We start from the raw sequence: 13,156 nt of genomic DNA, 5'->3' as shown, positions 1-13,156 counted from the left end.
TGGTTTTTACTCGCTATTTTCAAAAAACAGCGCAAAAAAAGTAGCTTGAAGTCCGCTAACGGATTTTAAGCTACTTTTTTCGTACATCTCTGCTCATCGGTTCTCCAAAAGCTTCATGGATACATTGACAATCCGATTTAATTTTTCCTTATCCGTCGAGGTTCTCGCCATGGCTCTGATGCCGACAGAAATATTGTGCAGGTACTCTGCCATTTCCTTCGCATCATGATCAGAGGAGAATTCTCCATCCCGCTGTCCCCATTGAATAATCTGCTCGAACATTCGCTCCGTTTCGTTAAAAGATTCAAGAGATCGGCTGTCCACGTCCGGATCACGTGTGCCTAGCTCCACCGCCGAGTTCACGATCAAGCAACCCGTTGGTGTATCGTCTGCCTCACTGATCATAACATCGAAAATCTTATGCAGTGCTTCCATTGCTGTCTTGGATACCTTAATTTCTGCAAGTAATGTGGTGCTGATCTTACCGCTGTAACGATCCATTGCCTGCAAGAAAAGCGAATGTTTATCATCAAACGTATCATATATACTTCTACGATGAATTCCCATATGCTCAACCAGGTCACTCATCGATGTCTTCTCGTAACCTTGTTCCCAGAAGATCTTCATCGCTTTATCCAATACTTCGTTCACTTCAAACTCTTTACTTCTAGCCATTCGACTTCCCTCCCAGAATCAATCTAACACATTGAGAACGATCAGTAAATATAAGAGGCAGATACCTCTTTTCATTTACAGTCTGATCATGTATCCGCTGTTCTTATCCAATCACATCAGATGTTTGCCTATTCCTATTCGTTTACTACCATGGTGGTTCAATATACGATAGAATGTGCTTTATTATTATATTGTGCAAAAAAAGGGGAACTACGTATGTCTCAACGAACACACGAACATCAAGACGAATTAGCCAGACGTATTGACCGCTATTCCAACAAGGATGGGGTGCACTCGACGGAGATCCCTTCATTGTTTCTAATCCGTGAATCGGTTGTTACTGAACCTATATTTAGAGTGAATGAACCCTCCTTCTGCATTGTCCTACAAGGTCAGAAAGAGGTTCTGCTGGGACAAGATCGTTTTCGTTATGGTCCAGGAAGTTATATCGTGGCAACCGTTGACTTGCCGGTTAGTGGACAAGTGATTCAAGCCTCGTCTCATACTCCTTATCTGGCCCTCAAACTTGAATTCACATCCAGTGAGATTCTGGAGGTATTGAACCATTCCGATTTCCCGGCAAGACCGCGCAAAACGGCCAGACGTGCGATGTTTGTCAGTCAAGCTGATCCATCTCTTTTGGATGCAGTCGTCAGGTTAGCCCGTTTGCTGGAAGATCATTCGGAGGATATCCCACTACTCGCTCCTTTGTACAAGAAGGAAATACTCTACAAAGTTCTGAAAGGCCCCCACGGGATTGCCCTGGAACAAGCTACGATGGAGGGCAGCCATACCTATCGAATCAGAGACGTTATTAAATATATAATGAATCATGCTGATCAGAATTTTCGGATTGGTGAATTGGCGAGTTTGGCGAATATGAGCCCTGCCTCGCTTCACAGACACTTTAAAGAAGTGACTGCCATGAGTCCAATTCAGTTTCAAAAACAACTTCGCCTGCAAGAAGCGCGGCGCTTGTTGATATCCCAGTCCACCGATGCAGCAGATGTAGCATTTCAGGTGGGTTACGAGAGCCCTTCCCAATTCAGTCGTGAATATTCTCGCATGTTTGGTTTACCACCCAGAGAAGACATTAAACGCCTGAGAGGCATGGATCAATGAAACAATTGCCTTCTCCTGTCACGATGCTGGCTAAACCGTTCCGCATAACTAAATAGGAGCATCTCCCCGTCTTCTAACGACGCTAGGAAATGCTCCTATACTACTCTACTATATTATGCAGTCAAATTTTAGTTTTCCGAAAGCAAGCTATCCGAAATAAACTGCAGCTGACCTTCCAATGTTAACGGATCGTTATATGAGTCAGAGGTCGGGTCGAGCTGGAACACATGATTTGCCTTCACCGCAGGCAAGTTCTTCCATAATGTATTGTCATATACGATCTTGGGATCGGTTGTATCTCCGGACCACGGGCTGGTGAAGATAATATCACCCGCATATTCCGGTAATAATTCCATCGAGATCGAAGCCCATCCAGTCCCACTGTCAATCGCTTCAGCTTGAGCCTTCGCAGGTGCTTTTAGACCAAACTCCCCGTAAATAATCTCACCGCCACGACCATAATTATGACCGAATACATATAATCCTTTTGCGTACGGATTCAGAATGGAAACGGTGCGATCCCCAACAGCCTCTTGAACCTTGGGTTTCAGTTCGTTGATCTGCGCTTCCCATTTAGCATTCCAAGCCTTAGCTGCGTCTTCTCTATTGGTGAGCTTACCCATCTCGAGCATGAGATCCTTGAAATTGCGCTTACCATAGTCAATCTGTACGACTGGCGCTATCTGCTCCAGCTTGTCGATCCCCTCTGTGCCAGTGTACACAATAAATAGGTCGGGTTTTAAGCTGATTAGTTTCTCTGGCGTAGGCTTTTCACCCAGATCGCTGGTGCCCGCTTCTGCAAGTTGATCTTTAATATACTTGTTATTCATTGCTCCTGATAAAGCGCCGACTACCGGTGCATCCAGAGCAACAAAGTACCCCGTCGAAAATGATGTCAAGTCAATAATACGCTTAGGATTCTTGGGTACCTGTACTTCCCCTGCATCCGATTGATATGTAACGAGTTCATCTTCAGCAGCAGCCTCTGAACCAGCAGAAGAAGCTGAATTCGAATCACTCTGAGATTCAGTCTCCTTAGCTGCATTCGTACTGTCTCCGGTTGTATCCTTGGTCGTGGCAGACTGACCACATGCACTAAGTACAAGTAGCAATATGAGTGCCATCATGATCCATATTGATTTTCTCTCTTTACGCAAAATAAACCCACCTCTTCATTGATATTGATAATCGTTATCAACGATATCATGCTCTGCAGAATTTGACAAGCTACGTTTATTTTTCTCCCTCTATGAACTCTAACTTGCAAGTCACCAACTTAAACAGCTATCATCAATAGAGTAGACATGTCATTTCTAATAAAAAGAGAGATCATTGGAACGCCAATGAAACGTATTCAAGGAGGACAACATGGAAGAGATTATATTGTGGTTAAAGTATTTGTTTTTAGGTATTGTTCAAGGCGCAACGGAGCCAATTCCCGTCTCCTCAAGCGGTCATCTGATCATTGCCCAGAAACTAATGGGCATCAAGCAGAATGGATTGTCATTCGAGATTTTAACGAACACAGCATCGCTTATCGCTATTATTTTTATTTTCCGGGAAGACATTAAAAAGTTGATCATTGGTGCATTAGGTTACATGCGTACTCGTAAAGAAGAATATCGTGCAGACTTCATGTTTTGCTTATACATAGTTATTGGTACGATTCCTGCTGCTGTCGTTGCAGTCCTGTTCAAGGATCGGATTGAAGAAATCTTCTCGTCCGTATATACCGTTTCCATTGCGCTATTGATCACCGGGGTTGCCTTATGGCTGATTCGTAATCTTCGTGGTCGTAAGCAAGACGGAGATCTGTCTACAAAAGATGCGCTGTTGGTCGGTTTGGCTCAGGCTGTCGCTCTTATTCCAGGCATAAGCCGTTCAGGGGCAACGGTAATTGCGTCTATCGCTGTCGGCATGAAACAGGAAACGGCTTTGAAGTTCTCCTTTATGCTGTACATTCCCATAAGCATTGGTGGACTCGTCATGGGTGTATCGGACATTGCCAATGATCCGAATCGATCACAGCTGGCTATTCCTTATCTGATCGCATTCATCACAACCCTTTTTGTTACTTATTTCTCCATGAGATGGTTCATGGGCATTATGGCCAAAGGCAACCTGAAATACTTTTCGTATTACTGTTTTGCCGCAGGGACATTATTACTGATCTTTTTGTAAAAACAGACAACTCACACAAAAGGAACAACCCGCGACGGTTGTTCCTTTGTTGTATTGTACCAGAGCCATATGAAAAGAATTAATTTATGAATCATCGTGAATCTTCTTTACTTCGTAGCAAGGTTGGTATAAACTGAGCCCGAACCAATAAATAGTACGGTATTTTAGGGTAGGTACTACCCGGAAGGATAGTGTTACTCATGAGTATGGCTGAATACCACGGTAAAGTGAAAAACATTGAAGATACCCCCTTTGGATATACGTTGTCTGTTATTGGTGGCAAATGGAAAATGGTGATTATGTACCTTCTGGCAGAAAATCCGCCTGTCCGCTTCAATGAACTGAAAAGGCAGATCGGTGCAATCACTTATAAAACGCTGAGTTCACAGCTCAAAGAGCTCGAAGCAGATGGTATGGTTGAACGGAAAGAATACCCGCAAGTCCCTCCTAAAGTCGAGTACAGACTGACAGCCAAAGCTGAGAAGTTATTGCCCGTTTTGGAAGGACTATGCGAATGGGGCGCCCAACATCAAGACACATCGGTCAATAACATCGCAACCGATTAAACGATTGTGTCTATATTTTCAGATTAAATCATTGATGTATATGGCGTATGTTAAAACGCAAAAAAGTCGCCAAGCGGCGACTTTTGTATTTATACATTTGTATACTTATACTTTTTCGTGTACCAGATCTTTCTGGTAGGCCAACACTTTGTCCCAATTGCCACTGAAAACAGGAATTCGATAATACCCTACACGCTCATACAGTGCGGCTGCTTCCGGCTGCAGTGGGCCTGTTTGCAGTTTTAGATTGCTGTAACCAAGTTCGCTCGCAAGACGCTCTGCCTCGGCCAATATAGCCTGGGCAATCCCCTTACGGCGGTAACCACTGCGTGTATACATGCGTTTGACTTCCACAGATGTTTCATCAAGGGGCCGAAGTGCTCCGCAACCAACCGGATACCCGTCAATTCTGGCAACGATAAAAGCCGCACGTGGTACTTCAACGTCTGAGAGCTGAAATCCCGCTGTTCCATCACCGCCATAGAGCAAACCAAGCTCTTCACTAAGTTCCTTGATCAATTGCAGCGAATCCTCGCTGCGAATATCTTCTGCTGCTGCATAAACGATATGTGTCACCCCGTATACCCCCTTTATCTTATTGGACTTATTGGTTTTGATAATATATCTAAATTATCATTCCCAACACCAAGCGTCAATTCCCCTACCCATTGAATATTTCTATAAGTATCTGAGCGTAACATACCTACATACGACACTTCTCTATCACGACGCATGGTTCTATTGTTTGGCAAACTGTAATATGGCTGTAGCCGCACGAATTCGCAGCTCTTCTTCTTCACTGTGTAACGCTTCTCTCAGCACGTGGAGAGCTGTTTGAATCGTCGCTTCATCGACTACTGTTGTGGGAACGTTGGCTGCTTCGGATGCTACGCTGATTGCAAGCCCGCGATCCAGCTGTGCATGTGATATGGGATATTCAAACTTTGCAAGGATGGATGAGTCACTTTGCAGTGCCTGTACTTTGTCATTCAGCTCAGCAAGGGGAATGCGACCCAACCAGGTAACTCCACGCCGATGACAGATCAAGTCCTCTTCCGTGCCAGCGGAATCATCGTAATAATAATCCCCGATATCCCCAACATACGTCCATTCATCATCACTAATTAAAACATAATCTCCATCCTGCATAAGATTAGCAAACATATGTAATGTCGCGAGACTGCGAGCCAATTCCGTTTCATCCAAGTCATAGTGTTCGACCAGTTGTTCCTTCCATAATTCCGGGGGTGTTTGCTCCAGATCTCCTGTACCTGACCAAGCGATTCCAATGTAATTATCCTCCAGAAATGATACTACTCTGTTGATTCCATGCACGTTGGACTGGATATGATACAGATTCATGTGTACAGCCTTCCTTTCAATCCTTCATATGAACATAGTTAACCATTGTAACATTAGTGGTGTCTATTTCAAACGTAATGATCTCTTTTCCATATGGCGGGTTGTGTGGACCGTAGAAAGTTCTCACTTCCAGAACGGTTCGAAAGCGATAACCACCTTGTGTATGCCTTTTGAGTTCCAATACGTGGATGTCATATAGTCCGTAGCTAGGAATTGGCATATGATTTTCCTGATAATAGCTGCTAATCTCACGGCCAATGTATGGGTTGAGCATCGTAAGTGCTAATGCTCTATAGTCATCTTCCTGTACGCTCTCAGGAACTGAATATGTAACATCTGTATTCATTGAACAGATATTCAGATAGGGTATTGTCACTGTGATCGTAATGAATAAAAGCAGCTTTTTAAGCATCATCTTTCATCACCTTTTTTAGCATAGTATGACTTTAAGTTCTATACTTCATGCCATAATACACTTTTTGATATAGCCCCAGGCTATAACTAGGTATAATTTAATGGAATTACATTATAACTCCGGATCTGTGATAAATTTTGTGTAACATAAAAGCAGAGGGGTTATAAACAATGACGAAAAGTAGTGTATTGGGATATCCGCGTATTGGTGCTGATCGGGAATGGAAGAAAGCGTTGGAAGCGTTCTGGGCAGGCAAGCTGGAGGAAAATGAATTTCACGCACGTTTGCAAGAGATTCGTATCGATCATTTGCGCAAGCAGCAAGCGAAAGGCATCGACCTTATTCCGGTGAATGATTTCAGCTATTACGATCATATCCTCGATACGGCTGTGATGTTCGGCATTATTCCCAAACGTTTTGCTTATGATGGTGGCTCGGTTCCGTTGTCCGTATATTATGGCATTGCCCGGGGGACGAAAGATGCCGCAGCGAGCGAAATGACAAAATGGTTTAACACCAACTATCACTACATCGTACCTGAACTCGACGGGGCTTCCCCAACTCTGACGGAGAATAAACCCCTTCTCGCATATCGTGAAGCAAAAGAAAAACTAGGCATTGAAGGAAAACCGGTTATCGTTGGACCGTTAACCTTCCTGAAACTCTCCAAAGGCTATGATAAATCCGAGACGGACGCTTGGCTGGACCGCTTGTTGCCGCTATACACTCAATTGCTTCAAGAACTTGCAAGCGAAGGCGTTCAGTGGGTGCAGATCGACGAGCCTATCCTGGTGACCAAATTAAGCGATGAAGATGTGCAGCGTTTGAATAAAATATATGAGACATTTGCAGCAGCTGTTCCAGGTCTGAAAATCATGCTGCAAACGTACTTTGAATCTGTTGAAAACTATAACGATATTATTGCACTGCCCGTTCAAGGTGTAGGACTCGATTTTCTACACGGACTTTCTGGCAACAGCCAATCCATTCAAACATCCGGTTTCCCGGCAGACAAAGTGCTCGGTGCAGGTATTATTGATGGGCGTGGAATCTGGAAGGCTTCCCTTCAAGGGAAACTGAAGTTATTGAATGAACTGGCTGAAATCGTGACGCCTGATCGTATCATCGTGCAATCTTCGTGCAGCCTGTTGCATGTGCCAGTTACGACTGAACGGGAGACCAAACTTACATCCGAACTGAAGAATGCTCTTGCATTTGCAGATGAAAAGCTGGATGAGATTGTTCTTTTGACTACAGCCTTATCTTCACCAAATGCAGAAATTACCGCTAAAATCGACGAAGCAGAGCTTCCACTTCAGGTGCTTCAGCAATCCGAAGATCGGAATCGTACGGCTGTACAGCAAGCCGTTGCTTCCATTAGTGTTCAACAGCCAGAGCGCTCCCGTCCGTTTGCCGAGCGTCATGAAGCTCAACAAGCCAAATGGCAATTGCCACTTTTCCCGACGACAACGATTGGCAGTTTCCCGCAATCTGCTGAAGTCAGAAAAGCACGTCAGTTATGGCGCAAAGGCGAGTTGAACAACGAACAGTATGCTGCTTTCATCCGGGAACAGATTGATATCTGGATTAAGCTTCAAGAAGAGATTGGAATTGACGTGTTGGTGCATGGTGAGTTTGAGCGTACCGACATGGTTGAATTCTTTGGCGAGAAACTGGCCGGTTTTGCCTTTACACAGTTCGGCTGGGTACAATCGTACGGTTCACGTTGCGTGAAGCCACCTATTATCTTCGGTGATGTTGCATTTACGGGTGAAATGACGGTAGAAGAAACAAAATATGCCCAATCGCAGACAGAACGCCCTGTCAAAGGCATGCTGACTGGCCCGATCACCATCATGAACTGGTCATTCGTACGTGAAGACATTGCTCGGGAGCAGATCGCCTATCAATTGGCGTATGCGTTGCGACAGGAAGTCGAAGCACTTGAACAGGCAGGCATCGGCATGATCCAGGTTGACGAGCCCGCGGTTCGCGAAGGGCTTCCGCTGAAGGAAAATGAACAAGCCGATTATCTGGCTTGGGCGGTCAAAGCGTTCCGCATTTCGACGTGCACGGTACACGAAACGACTCAAATTCACACGCATATGTGCTACTGCGAATTCCATGACATGATTGATTCCATCGAAGCTATGGATGCAGATGTTATCTCCATTGAGACATCCCGTAGTCACGGTGAACTCATTCATAGCTTTGAAGAAAATACGTATGAGCTCGGTATCGGCCTTGGCGTATATGATATCCATAGTCCACGGGTTCCGAGTGTGGATGAAATGAGCAGCATGATTGAACGCGCCCTGCGTGTTCTTGATCCGAAGCTGTTCTGGATTAACCCGGACTGCGGATTGAAAACCCGTGGACAGGAAGAAACGGTTGCTTCTCTGCGCAACATGGTTGACGCAACCCGAATCGCCCGTGCCAATCACGCTTCCGCTGCTGTATTGTAATCGGCTGCGAAGCAGCATATCTTCTATAGCAAAAGCCGGACCACCCTATGTTTAATGGGTGTCCGGCTTTTTGCTATAGTTACTTTTAACTTACTAAACTTCATTTACACACGTAACATGCGAGATCTCAGGCGCTTCTGCCCCTAATCTCACCAACGATTTCATACGACTAGATACTCTCTTCCAGCCATTGCTGCAATGGTATGTCTTCGGTTAGTTCGCCGAGCAATATGTGACTAAACTCCCCTTCCCTATCAATGACCATCGTTGCGGGCAAACCCATAATACGATACATACCTGATATGTTGCCCGTCACGTCAATGATGACCGGAAAATCAAATGCCTGCTTATCCATAAACTCACGGATCGTGCCCTTCGATTCCCCCACGTTAACAAACAGGGTCTCCGCATCGTTCTGATAGTCCTGAGCAATCTGTTGAACAAGCGGCATCTCCCTTACACAAGGGATACACCACGAAGCCCAAAAGTTAATCATGACCGCTTTGCCCCGATAATCAGACAGCCGGACTTGTTCACCTATTGAATTAACCGCGGTGAACTCAGGGGCCTTTGCACCTTCTTGAATAGTGTTGCCTCGCCCAGACTCAGGTTCGGATATATTTTCAAAAATGGCCCATGCACCCGTGAACAATGCTACCAAACCAATCAAGATTGTAAGTGTACGTCTACTTATAAACCTCTTCTTCTGCAATGAACTCACCTTCACTTTAATCCAAGACTTTGATGAAATGCTGCATGAAGCGAACCATATTGAACACGAAAATCATGGGTGGAACCCTCTCCCACACTACGTCCATGGTTCATGAATATCACCTGATCCGCAATATCATCTGCAATCTCCAGCTGATGGGTCGAGAACACGACCATGTGGCCATCCTGCTTGATATCCTTGAGCAGCTGAGCTAATTCCTGCATCCAGAACGGGTCCAATCCATTTGTTGGCTCATCCATGATGAGCAGTGGAGGTTTCGAGAGCACAGCCTGGGCGAATAACACACGTTGGCGCATGCCTTTGGAGAAGGTCGTGACCCGTTTGTTCTTTTGATCCGCCAACCCGACCATGGTCAGCACTTCCTGTACTCTCTCCTTCGGTACTTTCCTGAGAGAAGCCCAGAATAGAAGTACTTCCTCTGCAGTCAGTCCCTGATTAAATTGATAATCATCCGGCATATATCCAATCTGCTTCGAATAACGCTTGCGTTCCTTTAACCAACGAACATTATTCACGACAACTTCACCCGTGGTCGGCCGAAGAATTCCAGCGATCATACGCAGCACCGTGCTCTTACCCGCGCCATTCCCTCCACAGAGGGCAAGGACTTGTCCAGAATTCATGTGAAAGGAGATATCCTCAACAATGGGTTGCTTTTTAATGGATTTGCACAATCCTCTCACTTCGAGACCCACTTTATCCATGAGAACGCCCCCTCTCCCAGATCGCGTATACAGCCAGGACAGAGCAGGTGATCCAGAACAGGCATATCCCGATGAAAATCCAACTGCCACTTGGTTGCTGCACCCATTCCACCCATTGATAATACTCCGGTCCCAGAATGGAGCCGCCTCCCAGTTTGATCACGACAAACAATCGCACCAGTTCAGCCGGATTGATGAGCGTTAGTATAATCAACAGCGGTTTAACCCATAGATAAGGCATTAATCCCAGCACAGAGAGCAATAACGTCGGCCATCCAATGACAGCGAAGAACCATACGGTCACGGATATGGTTAACGCCTGCCACCGATTGCGTGACAACGAACCGATAAATAGAGCCAGCGTCAGGAATAACAACACCAGTCCACAAGAAAATGCCAGAAAGAGAAGATATGTCACGGCATCCAGTGGGTTTCCAACCACTCCGCTAATGATCCCCATCAGGCCGTATCCAAATGCAACAATGGTGATTAAAACAATCGACAGCCCAACATACTTGCCAACAATAAAGGACATCGTGCCAATGGGATACGTGGACAGCAATTGCCAGCTACCGTCTTCCTTTTCGGAGGTTAGTGAGAACGACCCAAGGAACAGCGTCATTAATGGTAGAAGGTAAAGAACAAGATTTAACATCGAACCTGTCGTGCCCGAATATCCTTCAACCAGATTCTGTGAATTCAGGAGTAACAAGCTTAAGCTAAATGTGCAAAAAAGGATCAAAAACGAATATGCCCAGGGATTACGGAATCCCATCTTCACTTCTCGTCTTGCAATCTGTATCATATCTGCCATCATTGATCACCATTTTCTATTGTCATACCTAGTGACCCGACTCTTCTTCCATCTCACCTTCCTGGTGTGTTCCCTCACTTGCCCCTTCTTCACCATGTCCGTGTGCATCATGTCCATGTTCACCCATCATGTCCATGTTCTCTGTATTCTGTTTCCAGTCATGAGAAGCAAGATCCTCAGCGGTCATAATGGTTCCTACACCTTGCTCTGCAATAAAAGCTTCGGCCGAAGGCTTGTCCTTAAAGTTAAGAATTCCATAGGCCATAGGCGTGCGCAATGAAGCATCGTATACATACGTGGCTTTGCTGTATTCAATCCATTCTTTATCATTGTAATCACGTACATAGTCCATGCCGATGTTGTCCGTGCCATTTTCTTTTTTCCACTGGTTCATGCACCCGATGTCATCGAACTTGTAATTTTGGCCGTCTTTCGTAGTGAGCTGGGTTGCATACGCATCGTCCTTCACCTGCATTTTACAGATCGCACAGATATCCACGTCCTCATTGATCGGCAATGCCGCGTATTTTGTTCCGCAAGCGGTTAACAGTACCATGCCAAACATAAGTACCATGACCAATGTCCATCTTCTGTTCAAGCTTTTGTTCATTTTCGTAATACCCCCATATAGATGATTATAAAAGTTGCCATACCCAACAGAATTAAACCAAGGATCCACACCACATTGGAACATGCTGCCCTTTCCATTGACATGTTCAGATCAGATCCCGTATCCACGCTCATTCGTGGCGAATTGTCGGTAGTCCATTGTTCTCTGCCTTCTGTAAACAAGTCACTCAGAAAGACCATGCCCGGCGATTGGAAAAAGAGCTGATACGCTGAATTTCGACTGACCAGTTGCTCATAAAAAGGATTGATGGCATAAGAAATTTCACTGATTCCATCCTGATTCAGGTCAAGTCCCTGAAAGGAATCCCAGTAGTTCTCCATCAGGAGATTATTCGGGCTATCCAGCGCGGAAGCTTCGATGACATTAGACACCATTCGGTTACGTGTAAACTCGTTAGCTTCTGCTAGAACCAGCTGGATGCCAATAAAATTCCGAAGCACCGCATTGCCACGGATCTCATTGCCAGAGGATTCTGCAATATTCATGCCGACACGATTACCCTCCACTACATTGTTATGAACAGAGGATTGATGTACGTCATACAATAGAATCCCTTGGGAGTGAACATTGGTACTCTGTTTGCGAAAAGAATTCCCCGATATAACCGTATTCTTGACGCCCATAATCATGGCACCTGTCATGTTGTGCTCTCCGGTATTGTCCATGACAGAAGAGCCGTCAATGTACATACAGTGGATGCCGTACCTTGTATGTGACAGCCTGTTATTTTGCACAGTAGACTTGCGACTGTTCTCCAGATAGATTCCATCCCTCATGCCGGTGATCTCGTTATCTTCAATGTAGCTGTCGTGGGAGTTGTACAGATCAATACCATTGCCCTTCTGGCTGCTGGTTGCAGAATCAGACCCGACCCAAGTAATGTGGTTCCGCTGAATCGTCGCATGAATCGAATTCCGAATGATCATCCCATAACCCTGGGTCTGAATATGCAGATCCGTGATTTCACTTTTTTCACCTTCAACCTGAATCGCTGCGGTCTGTTCATTCGCATTATGCTCAATTGTAAACCCGCTCAACTTCACCCCATCCGACTGAATGGTTATCGTAGAGGTGGTTTTCTCATTCACAACTATGACCGTAGGATCACCCTGAATGGTGATGTTCTTATCAATCGTTACAGGGCCGGAATATCGGCCTGATGCAAGATGAATGATATCTCCAGGTGCAGAACGGTCAATTATAGGCTGAAGGGGAATGAGATCACGCTCGCCGGAGCCAGCCATTGCCTCACCATGCGGGAAAAATAATAAGAAAATCATCATGCCAATTAGAAAAATCAATCCCCGAACCCGACTCTTCCTGCAGCAGTCGAATGTGCCTAACTTCACCCAAGGATTACGCATGTAACTTCCTGCGCAATTCCAGCTCCTTGTTGCAGATGCTCATTGCTGTGGCATTGTGTTCAACAGGTCTTTCGTTTACCCCAAGTATACGTTGGTTGTACACACCATCCCTCCTTTCCACTCC

The 13,156-nt window shown here is 45.3% G+C and carries 14 protein-coding genes; 4 read left to right on the top strand and 10 right to left on the bottom strand.

The annotated features are described in order from the left end of the window. Positions 1-93: 93 nt before the first annotated feature. Positions 94-675, bottom strand: coding sequence for a TetR/AcrR family transcriptional regulator (locus ACTHPG_RS09345; RefSeq protein WP_440388892.1), 582 nt, complete (start codon positions 673-675; stop codon positions 94-96). 216 nt (positions 676-891) lie between these two features. Here ACTHPG_RS09345 and ACTHPG_RS09340 point away from each other — a divergent pair, with 216 nt between their 5' ends. Then, on the top strand, positions 892-1,797 hold the full coding sequence (locus ACTHPG_RS09340; RefSeq protein ID WP_440388890.1) for an AraC family transcriptional regulator N-terminal domain-containing protein: 906 nt from the start codon (positions 892-894) through the stop codon (positions 1,795-1,797). A 128-nt stretch (positions 1,798-1,925) separates the two neighbouring features. Here the strand turns inward: ACTHPG_RS09340 and ACTHPG_RS09335 are convergent, their stop codons facing one another. Beyond that, the gene (locus ACTHPG_RS09335; RefSeq protein ID WP_440388888.1) at positions 1,926-2,954 is read right to left on the bottom strand and encodes an ABC transporter substrate-binding protein; all 1,029 of its coding nucleotides are present in this window, start codon (positions 2,952-2,954) and stop codon (positions 1,926-1,928) included. 211 nt (positions 2,955-3,165) lie between these two features. Between ACTHPG_RS09335 and ACTHPG_RS09330 the strand changes: the two genes are divergently transcribed. Together ACTHPG_RS09330 and ACTHPG_RS09325 are read left to right on the top strand one after the other, a co-directional pair. After that, positions 3,166-3,978: an undecaprenyl-diphosphate phosphatase gene (locus ACTHPG_RS09330; RefSeq protein ID WP_440388886.1), complete on the top strand. Its 813-nt coding sequence runs from the start codon at positions 3,166-3,168 to the stop codon at positions 3,976-3,978. 200 nt (positions 3,979-4,178) lie between these two features. Continuing rightward, positions 4,179-4,544, top strand: coding sequence for a winged helix-turn-helix transcriptional regulator (locus ACTHPG_RS09325; protein ID WP_440388884.1), 366 nt, complete (start codon positions 4,179-4,181; stop codon positions 4,542-4,544). A gap of 105 nt (positions 4,545-4,649) precedes the next feature. Here the strand turns inward: ACTHPG_RS09325 and ACTHPG_RS09320 are convergent, their stop codons facing one another. From ACTHPG_RS09320 to ACTHPG_RS09310, 3 genes are all read right to left on the bottom strand, one after another. Beyond that, complete coding sequence (locus ACTHPG_RS09320) at positions 4,650-5,120, bottom strand: GNAT family N-acetyltransferase (RefSeq protein ID WP_440388882.1); 471 nt, start codon at positions 5,118-5,120, stop codon at positions 4,650-4,652. Positions 5,121-5,282: 162 nt separating this feature from the next. Further along, the gene (locus ACTHPG_RS09315; RefSeq protein ID WP_440388880.1) at positions 5,283-5,906 is read right to left on the bottom strand and encodes a hypothetical protein; all 624 of its coding nucleotides are present in this window, start codon (positions 5,904-5,906) and stop codon (positions 5,283-5,285) included. A 16-nt stretch (positions 5,907-5,922) separates the two neighbouring features. Beyond that, positions 5,923-6,321 carry a DUF3888 domain-containing protein gene (locus tag ACTHPG_RS09310; RefSeq protein WP_440388879.1) on the bottom strand — a complete coding sequence of 133 codons (399 nt, stop codon included), beginning with the start codon at positions 6,319-6,321 and terminating at the stop codon, positions 5,923-5,925. 170 nt (positions 6,322-6,491) lie between these two features. On the opposite strand from ACTHPG_RS09310, the gene metE reads away from it, so the two are divergent. Continuing rightward, positions 6,492-8,786 (top strand): 5-methyltetrahydropteroyltriglutamate--homocysteine S-methyltransferase, encoded by a 2,295-nt coding sequence (gene metE / locus ACTHPG_RS09305; RefSeq protein WP_440388878.1) that lies wholly within the window; start codon positions 6,492-6,494, stop codon positions 8,784-8,786. Between the two features lie 169 nt (positions 8,787-8,955). On the opposite strand, the gene ACTHPG_RS09300 is transcribed toward metE, so the two are convergent. The 5 genes from ACTHPG_RS09300 to ACTHPG_RS09280 are packed head-to-tail and all read right to left on the bottom strand — an operon-like array spanning position 8,956 to position 13,032. After that, positions 8,956-9,507, bottom strand: coding sequence for a TlpA family protein disulfide reductase (locus ACTHPG_RS09300; protein WP_440388877.1), 552 nt, complete (start codon positions 9,505-9,507; stop codon positions 8,956-8,958). Positions 9,508-9,509: 2 nt separating this feature from the next. Beyond that, positions 9,510-10,223, bottom strand: a complete 714-nt coding sequence (gene ccmA / locus ACTHPG_RS09295; protein WP_440388876.1) for a heme ABC exporter ATP-binding protein CcmA — start codon at positions 10,221-10,223, stop codon at positions 9,510-9,512. Next, the gene (locus ACTHPG_RS09290) at positions 10,216-11,037 is read right to left on the bottom strand and encodes an ABC transporter permease (protein ID WP_440388874.1); all 822 of its coding nucleotides are present in this window, start codon (positions 11,035-11,037) and stop codon (positions 10,216-10,218) included. Before ACTHPG_RS09290 ends, ccmA begins: the two co-directional genes overlap by 8 nt. 28 nt (positions 11,038-11,065) lie before the next feature. Further along, on the bottom strand, positions 11,066-11,647 hold the full coding sequence (locus ACTHPG_RS09285) for a nitrous oxide reductase accessory protein NosL (protein WP_440388872.1): 582 nt from the start codon (positions 11,645-11,647) through the stop codon (positions 11,066-11,068). Then, positions 11,644-13,032 (bottom strand): right-handed parallel beta-helix repeat-containing protein, encoded by a 1,389-nt coding sequence (locus ACTHPG_RS09280; protein WP_440388870.1) that lies wholly within the window; start codon positions 13,030-13,032, stop codon positions 11,644-11,646. Before ACTHPG_RS09280 ends, ACTHPG_RS09285 begins: the two co-directional genes overlap by 4 nt. Positions 13,033-13,156: the final 124 nt, after the last annotated feature.

Source organism: Paenibacillus sp. SAF-068, assembly GCF_051967555.1.
Taxonomy (GTDB): Bacteria; Bacillota; Bacilli; order Paenibacillales; family Paenibacillaceae; genus Paenibacillus.
Note: the sequence above shows the minus strand (reverse complement) of the source record. Positions and strands in the feature narration are given on the sequence as shown.